This is a genomic window from Paenibacillus xylanexedens (assembly GCF_007676705.1).
GTDB lineage: Bacteria > Bacillota > Bacilli > Paenibacillales > Paenibacillaceae > Paenibacillus > Paenibacillus xylanexedens_C.
Genome location: NZ_VEBF01000002.1, coordinates 584,129 through 601,998, shown reverse-complemented (window position 1 = coordinate 601,998; position 17,870 = coordinate 584,129). Strand labels below are relative to the sequence as shown.

Genomic DNA, 17,870 nt, shown 5'->3' with positions numbered 1-17,870 from the left:
GAGACAGATATAGAAGATTTCTCTTTGGGAGGATTGGAAAGAACATGTGGGGTGCTCCTTTTACGGCTCAAGCCAAAAAAATGCTGCTATTAGGCAGCGGAGAATTGGGAAAAGAGGTCGTTATTGAGGCCCAACGACTGGGAGTAGAGACGATCGCTGTTGATCGTTATGAGAACGCACCTGCGATGCAGGTCGCGCACCGGTCTTACTGCATCGACATGCTGGATGCTGAAGCTTTGAAGCAATTGATCCGTAAAGAAAAGCCTCATTACATCGTACCTGAGATTGAAGCTATTGCAACAGAAGCTTTACTGGAGCTTGAGGAAGAGGGATTTTGTGTAGTACCTACTGCCCGAGCTGCACGTTTAACGATGGATCGCGAAGGCATCCGTCGGCTTGCAGCCGAACAATTGGAACTTCCGACAGCTGATTACCTTTTTGCGGATAACCTGGAACAACTTCAGGAAGCCGTACGTAAGCTTGGCACACCTTGTGTTATTAAACCATTGATGAGTTCTTCCGGTAAAGGGCAGAGTGTATGCCATACACCGGGCGATGTGGAGGATTGCTGGAACATTGCTCTTTCGGGAGCACGTGGCAAATCCGTTCGTGTCATCGTGGAGAGCTTTGTGCAATTTGACAGTGAGATTACATTACTTACCGTTAGGTCTGTATCAGGCACCGTATTCTGTCCTCCGATTGGCCATATTCAGAAGGATGGGGATTATGTCGAATCCTGGCAACCTCATGCAATGACTTCTGAACAATGGGAGCAGGCTTGTCATATTGCCAAATCCGTTACGGATGAACTTGGCGGTTATGGACTGTTTGGAGTGGAATTGTTCCTGACTCCGGATGGTGTTGTGTTCAGCGAGGTATCTCCTCGTCCGCATGACACAGGCATGGTTACAATGGTGACGCAAGATAGTTCCGAGTTTGCGCTGCATGTACGTGCAATTCTTGGTTTTCCGGTCACAGGTGTACATCTGTTGACACCGGGAGCTTCAGCAACGCTGAAGGCTAATGACGAAACATCTGACTTTACTATAGGCGGTATTGAAGAAGCACTGGCTCTTCCTCGTACTCAGGTTCGTGTATTTGGCAAACCAGAGACGAAAGTAGGACGCCGTATGGCTGTAGCGCTAAGTGCTGGTCAAGATGTGGAAGAAGCTCGTAAAACAGCGGTACAAGCCGCTAATATGCTGAAAGTGGAGGTAAATCATGTCCAATAATGTTGAGGCCCCTGTACTGATGATCCGAGAGTGTGAACTACGAGATGCTGAAGCGGTAACGGGACTGATGCGAGAGGTCAGCTATCCGACAACAGCCAATGTCATGAAAGAGCGCATTGAATGTTTGGAAACCAATCCAAACGCGTGCATGCTTGTTGCCGAAGTGGATGAACAAATTATTGGTGTGATTGGCTTGCAATGTGTGCAAAATCATGCCTATCCAGAACCTGCCGCACAAATTACTTCTCTGATCGTAGGCCAGGAATATCGTGGTGGTGGAATTGGCCGTCGTCTGATGGCTCGTGCTGAAGATTGGGGCAGACAGCAAGGTGGTAAACAACTGTTTGTCACGGGTGCGAACCGTGAAGTGACTTCAACAACGTACTCTTTTTATGAGCACATTGGTTTTCAGAAGAGAGGTTATCGGTTCAGTAAGGTTCTTCTATAGTATAAAAAGGTCTTTCCTATAGTATGAAAATTCTCATTATATCCTGATCTGCACCTTCTGGTGTCGTGAATGATAAATAGATGGTGAAGTGGCATTCGACTAGCATATTTGGTCTGAATGTCTTTTTTTTATGGTTTTGTAAACAGAAATAGTAGCATGCAGAATAAGTGAACAGGGCGTATTTTAAACACTTTAAAAATGACAAAAAAGTTACTTTTCCATAATTTATGGGTTCACAATCTCCGTATGAATTGATATACTGCTAGAGTATTAATTACAAATTTGTAATAACTATTCTTAAGGAGATGAATGAATTTGAAAAAGAAATGGATGAAAACCGTCGTAACGAGCAGTCTGACAGCCGTACTGGCCGTAGGGGTAATGCTCCCTGCTTCCGCGTCTGCTGCAGATTCATCATATAAGACTACCACAACGTACAAAATTACAAGCACAGACAGCCTGAAAGCATATATTGAGCAATGGCTCAAACAAAATGGATACACCGTATCCAACGGGCAAATTGTAGAGAAGCCTGCTACGCAGCCTGATCAAACCACTAAACCTGCTGAGCCGACAACAAAACCCGCTAAGCCAACAACAAAACCTGCTGAGCCGACAGCTAAGCCTGAGCAACCGGCAAAACCAGCACAACCAACTCAAGAAGAAAAACCGGCAACTACACCGGCTAAAGATCCTTCGAACACAGGTAACAATACAAGTAATAATGGCAGTGAAAGCACGCAATCTGACTTTTCTGCACAAGTTGTTAAACTGGTCAATGCTGAGCGTGCCAAAGCAGGTCTGAGCGCACTGTCTTCTGATGCTCTTCTGGACAAAGTAGCTGTAGCCAAAGTAAAAGATATGAGCAACAATAACTATTTTGATCACCAGTCACCAACGTATGGTTCTCCGTTTGATATGATGAAACAATTCGGAGTAACTTACAGCTATGCTGGCGAGAACATTGCCAAAGGACAAAAAACACCACAGGAAGTTGTAACAGCCTGGATGAATAGTGAAGGCCACCGTGCCAATATCCTGAGCAAAAACTTTACGCATATCGGTGTAGGTTACTACAATGGGTACTGGGCACAAGAGTTTATCGGTAAATAAACCTCATTTAATGAAGTAATTAAAAATTTGTTTATCACAAGGTTATGCCAGCACAGTTGAAATCTGTGTATGGTATAACCTTTTTTCCGTAAAATGACATAAGGAAAATGAATTCTACGAATATAGCGCCAAAATTTGCAAATTAACGACAGAACATTTATGTTATTTAGGAATAGCATCATCAGGGCGTGTCTGAAAACTCCGAAGTAAGCGGATTTTCAGACACGCCTTAATGTAAAGTCATTATAAATTATAAGCACCCGGACTGGTGTACATGAGCGGAGATGTGATGATGAAAAAGAAAAAAAGCCTTGATTCAGCACCTTGGATCTGGAGAACCGTTAGTACAGTTTCCATCTTGGCAACCTTGTTGTTGTTATTTGGATTTGGATACGCGATAAAAGATGTGATTTTCCCAAAGGGTGATTCTTCGTTAACTACGGGACAGGAGACAACAGCACTACCTAAGGATAACGTGGGGGAACCAGCGGTCGTGGAAAATGGCAAGATTCGGATGGCCGTCATCGGCGATTCCCTGGCACGAGGTACGGGGGATGATGAAGGACTTGGTTTTGTAAGACGTGCAGGGAACTTGCTCAAAGATAAAGGATATGACGTTCAGGTTCTTAATAATCTGGGTGTTAACGGGTTGAGAACAGATGCTTTATTGACAAAACTAGATGAGCAAGGTGTGCGTTACGTATTGCAACAGTCTAATTTTATTTTGCTCTCCATCGGCGCGAATGATCTGTTCCAGGGCGGACAGGTTTTGCAGGGGGAAGATCCACCAACAGCAGAACAATTAGCAGCGGCTTTGCCGGAAACGTCGAAACGTCTTCAAGAGATTTTGAAGAAAGTTAAAGAAATCAATCCCGATGCAGAAATTGCGTACATAGGATTGTACAATCCGTTTGGCGATGTGAAGGAACTGGAGAAGCCAGGTAATGCAGTTGTTGCTGCATGGAACGATGCTGCACTGGCTATTTTGAACAATGAGGACAAAATGACACTCGTCCCTACATTCGATTTATTTGAGAACCATCTGGGAGAGTATCTCTCGTCAGATCATTTTCATCCTAACGGACAAGGTTACGAGCAGATTGCAGTTCGAATCGCACAGGAATTCCAGGCGGCTACACCTGCAGAAGGGAGCGGAAATTAAATGGCAGAGAAGCAGTATGATTCCGTCCTGTCCGTACAGCATCTGAAGAAGAGGATCGGGCGCAAGTGGATTATCAAGGACGTTACATTTGACGTGAAACCTGGTGAAATTTTTGGATTTCTCGGACCCAACGGTGCTGGGAAAACAACAACGATTCGGATGCTGGTGGATCTGATCAAACCGACAGAAGGGAAAATTAAAGTCTGTGGTTATGATGTGAACCGGGATCCTGAGCGTGCCTTGAAGTATGTAGGTTCCATTGTTGAGAATCCGGAGGTGTATACATATCTGACCGGGTGGGAGAACTTGGAGCATTTTGCTCGCATGCAACCAGGGGTGGATAACGAACGAATTCAGGAAGTCGTGGATATTGTGCGTCTGGATCAGCGTATTCATGATAAAGTCAGAACATACTCACTCGGTATGCGTCAACGTCTCGGTATTGCGCAAGCATTGCTTGGGCGTCCGCGTCTGCTCATTCTGGATGAACCGACGAATGGTCTTGATCCGAAAGGCATTAAGGAACTTCGTGTCTTTATTAAACAACTTGCCAGTGAAGGTATGGCTGTATTTGTCAGCAGCCACTTGTTAAGTGAGATCCAGCTTCTCTGTGACAGAGTAGCGATTATCAGTGCTGGACGCGTGCTTGCCGTTGGAGGCGTTAGCGAACTGATTGAAGATCATTCCAAGTTGGCTATATGGCATGTTTCACCTCTGGAGCAGGGCAAAAAGATGTTGCTGGATGCAGGCATTGCTCTGGTCGGACGACCTGCGGATGTGATGGATGATACCATTGTTGCGGGCCTTGGTCCAAACGCTGTTGTTGCCGAGATGCATGAAGATCGAATTCCTGATATGGTGCAACAGATGGTTCAAGCTGGTGTACAGGTTGAAGGGGTACAACGGATTCAGCCTACACTCGAACAACTATTCTTAAAAATGACAGAAGGTGAATCCATTGAATAACATCATGCCGCTGATTCGCAATGAAACGATTAAGATGGTGAAGAAAAAAAGGCTTTATATTATATTTATTGTACTTGCAATCCTTGTACCGATGTTTACGTATGCACAGATGAAATCTGCGGAAAATAATCGGGACAAATTCGGTGGCGATTGGCGGCTTGAACTGCAACAGGCCATCACAGACAATCAAAACTCGCTCGGTAGTGATCGGGTACCTGAAGAATACAAGAAATATAGAACAGTATATATCCAGCAGATGCAGTATTATCTTGAAAATGACATCAATCCCAAAGAACCGGGCGGTGTTACCTTTACCCGGGAGTTCATGAACAACGCAGTCGGATTGTTTATTCCGCTGTTAATCATGGCTATTGCTTCAGATCTTGTATCAGGTGAACGTACGACAGGTACAATTAAAATGCTTTTAACACGTCCGGTGAGACGCTGGAAAGTGCTTCTTAGCAAATTAATTACGCTGATTATGTTTGTGTCTATCATAGTGGTATCAGCCTACATTATCTGTTATGTCATATCGGGTGCCGTGTTCGGATATAAAGGCTTCAACATGCCTATATTCACAGGATTCAAGGTTGTGGGAACAGATGTTGATATGTCGGCAGTGCATGCTGTGGACCAGTGGCTGTATATGCTTATGCAGGCAGGACTGATCTGGTTTGTGAGTATAATCGTAGCCATGCTTGCATTTATGGTATCCGTGCTTGTGCGCAGTACTGCTGCAAGCATCGTCATTATGATGGCGGCTCTGATTGCAGGAACAATCTTGACCAGTATGGCAGCATCCTGGCAGACAGCGAAGTATCTGTTCATGGTTAACCTCGAACTTCCTGATTATTTGTCTGGCGGATTACCACCAATCGAGGGAATGAATTTAGGTTTTTCCCTTATTGTGCTTAGTGTTTGGGGCATTGCTTCACTCATTGTGTCATTCCTTGTCTTTACGAAACGGGATATCTTGAATTAAAATGGACAAGGATAAGAAAACATCTGTTTGCATTTTAGGCATTTTTTTAGTTGCAAGTTAAGAAGGGGGAGCATGAATGGTCGAGCAAATCGATATGTCGGCAGGTTCGACAGGCGGAGGACAGGGGTCTTCAGGCTACGACGCGGACGACATTCAAGTACTTGAAGGGCTGGTAGCGGTTCGGAAACGGCCGGGGATGTACATCGGCAGCACCAGCACTTCGGGTCTACATCATTTGGTATGGGAGATCGTGGATAACGCTGTCGACGAGCATCTCGCCAAATTCTGCTCCAAAATCGATATCACGCTGCATAAGGACGGTTCTATTACGGTTCAGGATAACGGAAGGGGAATTCCGACTGGTATACATAAAACAGGGATTCCTACTCCCCAGGTCGTGTTTACGATTTTGCACGCAGGCGGAAAGTTCGGTGGATCAGGATACAAAAAATCCGGCGGTTTGCATGGTGTAGGTGCGTCAGTTACAAACGCATTGTCCGAATGGCTTGAAGTCGAGATTTTCCGTGATGGCAAGATTCATCGTCAACGATTCGAGTATTGGCAAGACAAAAAAGGGATTGAACATGTCGGAGAACCAGTATCTGGTCTCGAAGTATTGGGCAATACCAATCGGACAGGTACAAAAGTTACATTCAAACCGGATATTCGGGTGTTCCAGAACGGTATCCAATTCAATTATGATACACTGGCAGAACGACTTCAGGAGATTGCTTTTCTGAATTCGGGCCTGAGAATTGTGCTCAAGGATGAACGTTCGGGCAATCAGGACGAATACATGTATGAAGGCGGAGCAAGCCAGTTTGTTGCTTTTCTTAACGAAAATAAAGATGTACTGCATGATGTCATTCACTTCTATGCGGAGAAGGATGACATTGAGGTCGAAGTAGCGATCCAGTACAACGCAGGTTATACGGAAACGCTGGCTTCGTTCGTAAACTCAATCCCTACTCGGGGGGGCGGTACTCATGAGACCGGGTTCAGGGCGGCGTATACCCGTGTTATGAATGACTATGCACGGCGTACCAGTATGATTAAGGAAAAAGATAAAAACCTCGAAGGCAATGATTTGCGTGAAGGTATGATGGCCGTCATCAGTGTCAAAATGTCAGAGGTTGAGTTCGTAGGTCAGACAAAGGATCAGCTCGGCAGCGCTTCCGCTCGAAGTGCAGTGGATTCGGTCGTGTCCGAAAATATTCAAAGGTTCCTGGAAGAAAACCCGCAGGTAGCGCAAACGTTAATTCGCAAAGCGGTTCAAGCTTCCAGAGCCAGAGAAGCGGCTCGCAAAGCACGGGATGATATGCGTACAGGCAAAAAGCGCAGTGAAAGTTCCAACCTGAACGGCAAGCTGACGCCGGCGCAATCGAAGGATTTTACCCGAAATGAGTTATTTATTGTCGAAGGGGATTCCGCAGGTGGTTCTGCCAAACAGGGACGCGACTCGAAGATTCAGGCTATTCTGCCCCTTAAGGGAAAACCGCTCAATCCGGAAAAATCGAAGCTGGCTGATATTCTCAAAAATGAAGAATACCGCGCTATTACAGCGGCGATCGGGGCGGGCATTGGAACCGAATTTGCAGTTGAAGACAGCAATTATTCCAAAATTATCATTATGACCGATGCTGATACCGATGGTGCACATATTCAGGTATTGCTGTTAACCTTCTTTTATCGTTATATGAAGCCATTAATTGATGCAGGTAAAGTATATATAGCTCAGCCGCCATTATACAAACTTACTCGTAAGTCTGGTAAGCTTGCGACAGTTCGATATGCATGGACGGATGAAGAACTGGCTAATTATATGAAGGAATTCGGAAATAATGTTGAGCTTCAACGTTATAAAGGACTTGGTGAAATGAACCCGGATCAATTGTGGGAGACAACGATGAATCCGGAAACACGTGCGATGTTGAAGGTACAGATTGTTGATGCAGCAAAAGCAGAACGTCGCGTATCTACGCTCATGGGTGATAAGGTTGATCCGCGTAAACGCTGGATTGTAGAGAACGTCGACTTTACAGAGTACGAAGAATAGAAGGTGCTTGGAATGAGTCCATCAGAACAATTTATGCCGGCCTTTCTCGAAGAGGTCGTTGGGGACCGTTTCGGTCGCTACTCCAAATATATTATTCAGGATCGAGCCATTCCGGATGTTCGGGATGGGTTGAAGCCTGTACAGCGGCGTATTCTGTACGCCATGTACGATTCAGGTAATACGCCTGACAAGACTTACCGCAAGTCTGCCAAAACCGTTGGGGACGTAATGGGTAATTATCATCCTCATGGTGACTCCTCGATCTATGAGGGTATGGTGCGGATGGCACAACCATGGAAAATGGGCCATATGCTCGTGGATGGTCATGGTAACTGGGGATCACAGGATGATGACCCGGCAGCGGCAATGCGGTATACAGAGGCCCGTTTGTCGCCCATCGCGATGGAGATGCTTCGCGATATCGAGAAACGGACCGTTCTGTTTAAGGATAATTTTGATAATACGGCCAAAGAACCGGTTGTATTGCCATCTCGTTATCCGAACTTGCTGGTTAATGGTGTCAGCGGGATTTCCTCGGGCTTTGCAACGGAAATTCCTACACACAATCTGCGTGAAGTCATTGATGCTTCCATCGCTGTAATGGAAAAGCCGTCCATTGAGCTGGATGAGATCATGATGTTCATGAAGGGCCCTGATTTTCCGACAGGCGGATTGATTATGGGCGGTGACGGTATTCTGGATGCCTATCGCACAGGTAAAGGACGGATCTATATCCGGTCCAAAACCGAGATTGAAAACATGCGCGGTGGCAAACAACAGATCGTCATTACCGAGATCCCTTATCAGGTCGTGAAGTCTCGTCTGGTTACAGCGATGGAGAACATTCGACTTGAGAAAAAGGTTGAAGGTATCGCCGAAGTGCGTGATGAGAGCGGACGTGAAGGTCTGCGAATCGTGGTTGAGCTGAAAAAAGAAGCGGACGCACAAGGTATTTTGGCTTATTTGCTGAAGAAAACGGACTTGCAGGTCACTTATAATTTCAATATGGTTGCGATTGTGAATAAAGCACCTCACCAATTAGGATTGAAATCGATCCTAGAGGCTTACATTGCCCATCAGCGGGAAGTTGTGACATTCCGTACCCGGTTTGAGCTGGAGAAGGCGCAAGACCGTGCTCATGTACTCGAGGGCCTGGTAAAAGCACTTAACATCCTCGATGAGGTCATTGCGGCCATCAAAGCGTCGAAGAACCGTCAGGATGCTCAAAATAACCTGATGTGGATGTTTGGATTCACGGAACGCCAAGCGGATTCTATCTTAACTTTGCAATTGTACCGTTTGACTAATCTGGAGATCAATTCTCTTGAAAAGGAACTCGGTGAACTGATGAAAAAGATTGCACAATTACAATCCATTCTGGATAGTGACCGCAAGCTCATCGGAGTCATCCGCAAAGAATTGATGGAGATTCGTGAGAAGTACGGCATAGACCGTCGTTCTACGATCCAGGGTGAAGTGGAAGAACTCAAGGTAAATCTCGAAGTACTTGTGAATGCCGAAGATGTATTTGTCACATTATCCAAAGAGGGATACGTGAAACGTACAGGCATGCAGTCCTTTACACGTTCTGGTGGTGAACGGAGCGGAAGTGGGGTAAAAGAGGGCGATTATATCGCTCAGGTTCTGGAAGTAAATACGCTTGAGAATCTGCTTGTCTTTACTCGAAAAGGTCAGTATTTCCTGTTACCTGTTCATCAGGTGCCTGAGTTCAAGTGGAAAGATCCAGGTACAGCCATTGTGAACGTCATTCCACTCGCGAAAGATGACCGTATTGCAAGTGTGCTTGCTGTGAAATCCTTCGAAGAGCCAAACCATAGTCTGGTCTTTGTGACACGCAGAGGACAGGTGAAACGAACGGAATTGAAGGATTACGTTACCAAGCGTTCGGGTGCAGTTGCGGCGTGCAAAGTGGGCAAGGACGATGAAGTGTTATCTGTGCATCTCAGTACAGGCGGACAAGATATTATGTTGATTACGAAAGAAGCCATGGCGATTCGTTTCCGAGAGGATGAAGTCAATCCAATGGGACGTGTATCTGGTGGCGTTCGTGGTATTCAATTAAGAGATTCAGACGAAGTGGTATCTGCCCTATGGGTAGAAGGAGATGAAGGTGAAGTTGCAGTGTTGTCCGATCTGGGATATGGTAAACGTTCATTGCTCCTGGATTACGCTGTGCAGAGTCGCGGAGGCAAGGGCCTTGCTACATTCGAGTTCAAGGAAGGCAAACGTGTGAAACCGAATGGCAGCCGTTTGGCTGGAGCGTTTTATTGCAAAGAGCAACGTAATATCACCGTCATGACCAAAGAAGGTCAAGTGGTTCCGATATCTTCAGAAGGTGTTCCAATAACCGAACGCAAACATATTGGTAAGCTGCTCGTTCATGTGGACAAACAGGATGAGATCGTTGAACTTCTGAAGGACTTTAATGAGAATCAACCAGCATCATCTTCATAAAAAATAAGCAAACGAGACTTTTCGCAGAACAGCTAATCCTGTCATGCGAGGAGTCTTTTTTTGTTGTTCAAAGGCGGATTAGAAGAGCGCATCCATGCGAAGTTTAACAACCTTCGTCGATTACGGTCGATCGCTAGGAAAATGAAAAAAGGCAGCAGGAATGCGGCTTTGGAGGGCGAAAACTTAAGCAGGTGAAGTGATAACCGGTTGCAGAGAGGAGCGATGCAAGATGTATAATTCCGATTTTGCCAAGTGCTGGTCAAGACTAACCAAAGATTATAAACTGCATATGGATCAAGAGTTGGCACCTTCATTAACGGAGGCTCAGCTGGCTGTTCTGGAGGTACTTGAAGATCATCAGAAGATGAAACCTTCGGATCTGATTCCTTTTCTGGCGACTACGCCAGCAGCTGTAACGATGCTGCTCGATCGTATGGAGAAGAACGACCTGATTCGCAGGAATCGGGATAATCAGGATCGACGCATTGTATGGGTATCGCTGTCCGACAAAGGAAGAATGGAGACAGAGCGGGGAATCACTATCCGTAATGAATTCATGAATTCCGTGCTCAGTAACATTTCAATGCACAATCAACAACTGCTGGTCTATCTGTTAGGCAAAATGACAACCCCCAAGACCAAAGAGCCTGCACTATCCACTTCGGTATGATAAAATGTTAATTTTTTTGAATAGCCATAGGTGTGCCTGCTCGTTTCGTGCAGGAGCCCTATGGTTATTTTATTTACAAAATACATATGCTACTCACTGTATCCGGGTTAGTTGATTCAGGCTGAGATATAACCATGTAGTATGTCCTAATATTATTTTGGTGAATTCATATGTAAAGAGTTGACTATGTAAATATTTTTGTTATAATAAATAATTGTTCCCCTGATATTTCGTGTACGAAATATTATATTCCAAAAGTAAAAGGGTGAATCAATGACTGATACGTATGAAGTATTCTATATTATCAATTCGTTCCGCCAAGTGAATCAAATGCTTTTTCGAGCATTTTGGAATGAAAACAAGGAGATCGAGCTGACTTCGATCCAGTTTATGGTGTTATCGATCCTGAGAGAGCGTCCTTCCATCGGCATCAACGAAGTGGCTGAATTATGCCATATGGGCAGTAGTTCGATGAGCGCTGTTGTAGAGCGGCTAGTCAAGGGCGAATATATCGTTCGGACACGTTCGGATGCTGACCGCCGATCCGTTAAGCTTCAAATTACGGATAAAGGGGAACAGGCCCAGCAGGAGACGCACCATTTATGGATGGAAAGAGTGTCACCCATTCTGGATATATCGAAGGAAGATCTTGAGCACCTGCTTAGAATCCATAGTCAAATGATTGAAAAGTTAGAAGGAAGAGAGATGAACAACATATGAGTACGACTACTGCTGCAGCTCCATCCTCGGCGATGGACAACATCAAGAAAGGCCCAATTGTAGCGGCATTGTTAATTGGTGCCTTTGTAGCATTCCTGAACCAAACCCTGATGAACGTAGCTCTTCCCAAAATCATGGAAGACCTCGCTATCAATGCGAACAAAGCTCAATGGTTAACGACAGGTTATATGCTCGTCAACGGTGTACTGATTCCGATTACGGCATATCTGATTGCGAAATTTTCGACGCGTCAAATTTTTATTACAGCCATGACTCTCTTTACCATAGGGACGTTAGTCTGTGGTCTGAGTCCGACCTTTACCATTCTGATGGTAGGCCGTGTCATTCAAGCAGCAGGTGCAGGTATTCTGATGCCTCTGATGACCGTTGTATTCCTGACCATCTTCCCGATCGAGAAACGTGGTCAGGCAATGGGCACGATGGGGATTGCAATGATTCTGGCTCCTGCAATTGGACCTACGCTTTCTGGTTATGTGGTTGAGCATTATTCATGGAGATTATTGTTCTACATCATCTTGCCATTCTCTATTATTGCAACGGCAATCGGTATTGCTTTTGTCAAAAATGTAACTCGCCAGTCCAAGCCTAAACTGGATTACCCAGGCGTTATTTTATCCACGCTTGGTTTTGGTAGTTTGCTGTATGGATTTAGTGATGCGGGAACAGATGGATGGGGCAGTGTCATTGTTGTCAGTTGCCTGGTCGTAGGTGCGTTATCCTTGATCCTGTTCGTTATTCGTCAGTTGACAACAGATCATCCGCTACTTGAGTTCCGTATTTTCAAGTACAATATGTATACATTAACGACGATCATCAATATGCTCGTGACTATGGCGATGTTTGCAGGTATGATTCTGCTTCCTATTTTCCTGCAAAACATTCGTGGATTCTCACCGATTGAATCAGGACTTCTGATGATGCCGGGTGCGATATTGATGGGGATCATGTCTCCAATAACAGGTCGTATCTTTGATAAAGTGGGCGCTCGCTGGCTCTCGGTTGCAGGTCTTGCCATTACGGCGATTACAACTTGGGGACTGAGTCGTCTGGCAATCGATACCACGTACGGCTACATGATGTTTATCTACACGGCTCGTATGTTCGGTATGTCGATGCTGATGATGCCGATCCAAACAGCAGGTCTGAATCAACTGCCTCAACGTCTGAACGCGCATGGTACAGCGATGTCCAACACATTGCGTACAGTCGCGGGTGCAATTGGTACAGCCATTCTTGTTACCATTATGAGCAGCAAGCTCAAAACACATCTGGCAGAGACATTGGCTGCGGGTCAGGTTAATCCGGATGATCAGGCGGCAATGGTGCGTGCTACGGCAGATGCAACCATTTACGGTGTAAACTATGCATTCATCGTTGCAACGGGAATGACCGTGGTTGCGTTGATCATGGCGTTCTTTATTCGGAAAACAAAACCAGCTGTTGAGCCTGTTACTGTAGAACAGGAAAAAGCGACGGCTACAGCATAACGAACATCAGATAAAAAACCAAAAAAGAGAACTCTAGCAGTTGAAAAGGGGTATACCCCCTAACTGCCTGAGTTCTCTTTTTTTGTGTGTGCACAATATGAGGAGAGTCGTCTTATTCGGGCTGGACCGATGGATCGAGAAGAAACACAGGATCGGGCTCATGTCCGAACCGTTTGAGATTAATGGTCCCGTTCATCTGAAACTCAACACCTTCGCTAATAAGTTCTGTTTCCTGCATCATGCGCGAGTGTTCATCCGGTATGGAGATTTCGCCTTTTGCATTGACGACACGATGCCAGGGAAGCCGTTCCTTGCGGCTCAAGGAGTGCAGAATCCGTACGACTTGTCTCGCGGCTCTTGGACTTCCAGCGTGGGCGGCAATCTGACCGTAAGTCATCACTTTACCTTCGGGAATCGCCGCGATGATTGCAACGACTTGTTTGGTAAATGGGGTCATTTTATGGCTCCTTTCTGCATCTTACGCATATAGCAGGAAATATTAAAAAACGTGTCATTCAGATACAGAATCTGAACGACACGTAATATGGACAGATGTGACCTGCTCCTGTGCACTTATAGAGGTTGTCAAAAAAACCGCTTTTGATTACGAATGATGCCTGCTGGCATCATCAGCATCGAATATGGCATTCAGTCGAAATGTCCGTTACTCACGTAGTTTTCCCTACGCTCCGCTACTCCATTTCTACCTTTATCCCATCTTCTCGGTACTGAAAACCAGTCTTTTTGAACACGCACTTATTGAGGTTGTTCAAAGGCTTTTTGGTACACAGCGTCTGGCCATTCTGCCCAGGGAAATTCTCTTGCAGGCAAAGATTGCAAAATAACTTCTTCCTTGGTAACTGGATGAGGGAAAGCTGCAATCACAGACCACAGAGCAATCTGTTGCCCTGGTTTATTCACGCTTGCGCCGTACTTCTGATCCCCGTACAGCGGGCAGCCGATTTCTTTCATTTGCACTCGAATCTGATGAGATCTGCCGGTGTGCAGTTCGATATGAACGAGGCTGTATCGGTCCGTCTCACCAATGACCTGATAATCCAGAACGGCATCCTTACCGCCAGCCGTACCCTTGGGTACAACAGTAACGGTATTCGTACGTGCATCTTTCAGCAGCGTGTGCTTTAACGTTCCCTGCTGTGCAGGCAACTTGCCATGTACAACAGCCGCATATATTTTACGGAAATGACGTCCCCGCACAGTCTCGGACAATCTCGAAGCGGCTTTGGATGTCTTGGCGAAGATCATTGCCCCTCCAACAGGACGGTCAAGTCGGTGCACTAACCCAAGATAGACATTGCCGGGCTTGTTATAGCGTTCTTTCAGATCCTGCTTCAGCAATGTAAGCAAATCCGGATCCCCTGATGCATCTTCCTGAGTAGGTACATTGACCGGTTTCGTAATACCTAACAGATGATTGTCTTCGAACAGAATCGGAATCGCATCGTGATCATGCCGATGTTCTGACATGATTAGGACTCCCAGCGGCCCAAAATGCCACAAGGCAGATCGAGACCACTGCGTGTGATCGGCAGACCGATTTCACCTGCAGTAATTTCACCACCGTACTGAGCAGACATCGTCATGGTCAGCATGTTGCGTAGAACCGTGGAGGAGATGCCTGTGGTGTAGGAGTTAACCAGCATGAATAATGGATTATCCGACAAGATCGTCATACACGACTTCAAGAAAGGATAAAGGTTCTCTTCCAGCTTCCATGTCTCTCCATTAGGGCCTCGGCCATAAGAAGGAGGGTCCATAATAATGGCGTCATAACGATTCCCGCGCCGTTGTTCCCGTTGTACGAATTTGAATACATCATCGGTAATAAAACGAACAGGGCGATCAGCCAGTCCGGATAATTGAACATTTTCCTTGGCCCATTGAACCATACCTTTGGCTGCATCTACGTGTACCACCGAAGCACCGGCATAAGCAGCCGCAACAGTAGCACCGCCCGTATAGGCAAACAGGTTCAAGACAGAAATAGGACGTCCTGCATTGGAGATTTTATCCATCATCCAGCTCCAGTTGGCAGCTTGTTCAGGGAACAGGCCAGTGTGCTTGAAGCTGGTCGGTTTAATGTGGAATTTCAGGTTTTCGTATCCGATCGTCCAGCGCTCGGGAATGGGCTTTTTCATATCCCAGTTACCGCCACCGGAAGAGCTGCGATGGTAGTGGCCATGCACCTGACGCCATTCATTAGTCTCTTGCTCAAGGGGCCAGATAATCTGCGGATCGGGTCTGCGTAAAATAACATCTCCCCAACGCTCCAGTTTCTCGCCGCCTCCTGTATCGATTACTTCATAGTCCTTCCAATTCTTAGCTACGTACATAATGATTTATCCATCCTTCAAAAGTCATTTGGATACTATTGTACAACAAAAAAGGGCTTGTACGCCAGTTGGGGTACCGGAGTAATGAAGGAGCCGAGTGGAGCTGAACTAAAAGGTCGAAGTATTTTTAACTATGTTGAAATCCAACGTGCACCATATACTGAAAAACAAAGATAACCAAAAAATTAATTTGACAATGATAATCATTATCACATATGATTTTGTTAATAATTCAAAATTCATTCTTTCTTCATAGAGAGAATATAACATGATCAAACTAAAGCGAGGGAAAAATAGATGGCTAAATTGTTAGTGGCTTATGCAAGCATGACCGGAAATACAGAAGAAATTGCAGAACTGATTGTGGAAGGAATTACACAGGGAGGCCACGAGGCAGATCTGAAATCCGTAACGGATTGTAACGCATCCGATGTAATGGACTATGACGGATTCATGATCGGCGTCTACACTTGGGGAGACGGAGAGTTGCCAGATGAATTCCTTGATTTCTATGAAGAGTTGGATGAGCTTGACTTGAGCGGCAAGAGAGCAGCAGTGTTCGGTAGTGGTGACACCTCTTATGAGCAGTTCTGCGGAGCGGTTGATCTCGCCGCTGCCAAGCTGCAAGAGCGTGGGGCGGAGGTATCTCCAGAGATGTTAAAGATTGAATATAGTCCGCTTGAGCAGGAGAAGGATACGTGCCGTGACTTTGGCAAACGCTTCGCTGCTGCCGGATTACAGGTGTCCTAAAGATCATGTTAAGACATAATGTTCAGGCAGCGATGCCGGTCGGAAGGAATGACCTTCCTCGACATCTGCTTGAAGATTACAGATTGGAAGAGATGCTGCGCAGCCCACACCGGTTCATCCGCCCTGAACCTTCGTCAGAACAGCATTCTCCTCTGCAATGGAGGCATCGTGTACAGTATGCGGTCAGTCATGCGGTCAATGCTTTTTACAGTCTCGACCCTGATGTTCGCAAAGAGGTACCCATACAATATTTACTTGAGAAATGGTGGCCCAAGAAGACCAATGGTTTCGAATCTGTTCTCCATTACTGGGATGTAAAGAACAAGATTACGGATGAATTGTCGCTCGCTGCTGCAATGAACGATGATCTGAAGCATCCAGCGATTCTTTTTGAACAGTGGAGAACGGAGTTGCCTTCATTATCCATGCACTTATCAATGATATTTCAGGCGGCCTGGCAACCGGAAGGCTGGGATTCACTGCTGATTCAGAAATACATGGTTGTCCATGATCCGAATGTGGTTGAGGCATTTCAGCATATGGTCAGTGCATTCTGCTGGGAAGCCTTCGGTCAATTACCGGGTATGATCGAGATTTATTGCCTGCTGGAAGGACGCAAAATAAGATACATCCCTGGACGCCAATCTTTGATTCGTTCCATGGATTATATTCGTTTGATCCGAGACAGTATGCCACAAGCAGAAGCGGTGGAATCGGAGAGGTTTACAACGCGTGACAAAGCACGGATTCACGAAGAGGTAGATCGCTGGAGAACGGATGCGGCTGAACCGAAGAAAACATGGTTGATGTGAAGGCGATCGAAGGATAACCATATATCACGCAGATAGAGGAGGGATGTTGTCATGTCTACCGGTCTAAGTCAAGATATAAGCAGCGGCAAAAGACGTACAGGAGCTTGCGAATTCAGTCCGTTGCCAGTACCACAGTCAGTCATACGAAAGCTGCTTGATGATGCAGATCCTTCATTATATGTCATGAGTTCAGAACCCTGGCGGTTTATGTTATTCGCAGGCGAAGGAAGGCAGCTTTATCTGGAGGCGGTCAGACAGAGCTATCCACCCCATCTGGCCGATCGCTACGGCGATTGGGCTACATATCAATACACGGAAGCGATTCCCGCCCATCTGGTTGTCGTGGCGCCTACGAATGCTCGTGAGGATGATCTGCTACCCGCCAAAGCCTGGAGCAAACGATTTAGTATCCTGGCTGCGGAACAGGGCTTGAATGCCGTCGGGAAGATCAATGATTATCAACAACATCCTGTGTTTATGAATCTGATGGGCTTGACAAGTGAAGAGAAGGTGCTCGGGGTATTTCATATCGGTTACGGAGACCAGCCTGCATTGCGGGATATGGATGCAAGCCGACCAGCCTCTGAACTGATGACGGTCTATGACCATTTGGTATAAACAT

General features: G+C 45.9%; 17 protein-coding genes. 14 read left to right on the top strand and 3 right to left on the bottom strand.

Annotation, left to right across the window (positions count from 1 at the left end):
• Window positions 1–44: 44 nt before the first annotated feature.
• The 11 genes from purT to FS628_RS12600 all read left to right on the top strand — a co-directional run bounded on the left by purT (window position 45) and on the right by FS628_RS12600 (window position 13,332).
• Window positions 45–1,232, top strand: a complete 1,188-nt coding sequence (gene purT / locus FS628_RS12650) for a formate-dependent phosphoribosylglycinamide formyltransferase (RefSeq protein ID WP_145322362.1) — start codon at window positions 45–47, stop codon at window positions 1,230–1,232.
• Window positions 1,222–1,680 carry a GNAT family N-acetyltransferase gene (locus FS628_RS12645; RefSeq protein ID WP_145322360.1) on the top strand — a complete coding sequence of 153 codons (459 nt, stop codon included), beginning with the start codon at window positions 1,222–1,224 and terminating at the stop codon, window positions 1,678–1,680. Before purT ends, FS628_RS12645 begins: the two co-directional genes overlap by 11 nt.
• Before the next feature lie 315 nt (window positions 1,681–1,995).
• Window positions 1,996–2,793, top strand: a complete 798-nt coding sequence (locus tag FS628_RS12640; RefSeq protein ID WP_145322359.1) for a CAP domain-containing protein — start codon at window positions 1,996–1,998, stop codon at window positions 2,791–2,793.
• Window positions 2,794–3,085: 292 nt separating this feature from the next.
• The gene (locus FS628_RS12635; RefSeq protein WP_145322357.1) at window positions 3,086–3,955 is read left to right on the top strand and encodes a GDSL-type esterase/lipase family protein; all 870 of its coding nucleotides are present in this window, start codon (window positions 3,086–3,088) and stop codon (window positions 3,953–3,955) included.
• Window positions 3,956–4,921: an ABC transporter ATP-binding protein gene (locus tag FS628_RS12630; protein WP_145322355.1), complete on the top strand. Its 966-nt coding sequence runs from the start codon at window positions 3,956–3,958 to the stop codon at window positions 4,919–4,921.
• Complete coding sequence (locus FS628_RS12625) at window positions 4,914–5,903, top strand: ABC transporter permease (protein WP_145322353.1); 990 nt, start codon at window positions 4,914–4,916, stop codon at window positions 5,901–5,903. Before FS628_RS12630 ends, FS628_RS12625 begins: the two co-directional genes overlap by 8 nt.
• 76 nt (window positions 5,904–5,979) lie before the next feature.
• Window positions 5,980–7,959: a DNA topoisomerase IV subunit B gene (gene parE, locus FS628_RS12620; RefSeq protein ID WP_145322351.1), complete on the top strand. Its 1,980-nt coding sequence runs from the start codon at window positions 5,980–5,982 to the stop codon at window positions 7,957–7,959.
• A gap of 12 nt (window positions 7,960–7,971) precedes the next feature.
• Window positions 7,972–10,434 (top strand): DNA gyrase subunit A, encoded by a 2,463-nt coding sequence (gyrA, locus tag FS628_RS12615; RefSeq protein ID WP_145322349.1) that lies wholly within the window; start codon window positions 7,972–7,974, stop codon window positions 10,432–10,434.
• Between the two features lie 229 nt (window positions 10,435–10,663).
• Window positions 10,664–11,104 (top strand): MarR family winged helix-turn-helix transcriptional regulator, encoded by a 441-nt coding sequence (locus tag FS628_RS12610; RefSeq protein ID WP_062835119.1) that lies wholly within the window; start codon window positions 10,664–10,666, stop codon window positions 11,102–11,104.
• 273 nt (window positions 11,105–11,377) lie between these two features.
• Window positions 11,378–11,824 (top strand): MarR family winged helix-turn-helix transcriptional regulator, encoded by a 447-nt coding sequence (locus tag FS628_RS12605; RefSeq protein WP_036613308.1) that lies wholly within the window; start codon window positions 11,378–11,380, stop codon window positions 11,822–11,824.
• Window positions 11,821–13,332 carry a DHA2 family efflux MFS transporter permease subunit gene (locus FS628_RS12600; RefSeq protein ID WP_145322347.1) on the top strand — a complete coding sequence of 504 codons (1,512 nt, stop codon included), beginning with the start codon at window positions 11,821–11,823 and terminating at the stop codon, window positions 13,330–13,332. The genes FS628_RS12605 and FS628_RS12600 overlap by 4 nt, the downstream gene beginning before the upstream one ends.
• 112 nt (window positions 13,333–13,444) lie before the next feature.
• On the opposite strand, the gene FS628_RS12595 is transcribed toward FS628_RS12600, so the two are convergent.
• The 3 genes from FS628_RS12595 to FS628_RS12585 form a co-directional block, all read right to left on the bottom strand.
• The gene (locus FS628_RS12595) at window positions 13,445–13,789 is read right to left on the bottom strand and encodes an MGMT family protein (RefSeq protein WP_145322345.1); all 345 of its coding nucleotides are present in this window, start codon (window positions 13,787–13,789) and stop codon (window positions 13,445–13,447) included.
• A 299-nt stretch (window positions 13,790–14,088) separates the two neighbouring features.
• A complete protein-coding gene (locus FS628_RS12590) occupies window positions 14,089–14,820 on the bottom strand; it encodes an RluA family pseudouridine synthase (RefSeq protein ID WP_145322343.1) in 732 nt (243 codons plus the stop codon).
• A gap of 2 nt (window positions 14,821–14,822) precedes the next feature.
• Window positions 14,823–15,686 carry a class I SAM-dependent methyltransferase gene (locus FS628_RS12585; RefSeq protein WP_036613317.1) on the bottom strand — a complete coding sequence of 288 codons (864 nt, stop codon included), beginning with the start codon at window positions 15,684–15,686 and terminating at the stop codon, window positions 14,823–14,825.
• A 297-nt stretch (window positions 15,687–15,983) separates the two neighbouring features.
• Between FS628_RS12585 and FS628_RS12580 the strand changes: the two genes are divergently transcribed.
• The 3 genes from FS628_RS12580 to FS628_RS12570 are packed head-to-tail and all read left to right on the top strand — an operon-like array spanning window position 15,984 to window position 17,866.
• Entirely contained in the window at window positions 15,984–16,436 is a 453-nt protein-coding gene (locus FS628_RS12580; protein WP_145322341.1) for a flavodoxin, read from the top strand.
• 5 nt (window positions 16,437–16,441) lie between these two features.
• Window positions 16,442–17,248: a hypothetical protein gene (locus FS628_RS12575; protein WP_145322339.1), complete on the top strand. Its 807-nt coding sequence runs from the start codon at window positions 16,442–16,444 to the stop codon at window positions 17,246–17,248.
• 51 nt (window positions 17,249–17,299) lie between these two features.
• Window positions 17,300–17,866, top strand: a complete 567-nt coding sequence (locus FS628_RS12570) for a nitroreductase family protein (RefSeq protein ID WP_145322337.1) — start codon at window positions 17,300–17,302, stop codon at window positions 17,864–17,866.
• The last annotated feature ends 4 nt before the right edge of the window (window positions 17,867–17,870 follow it).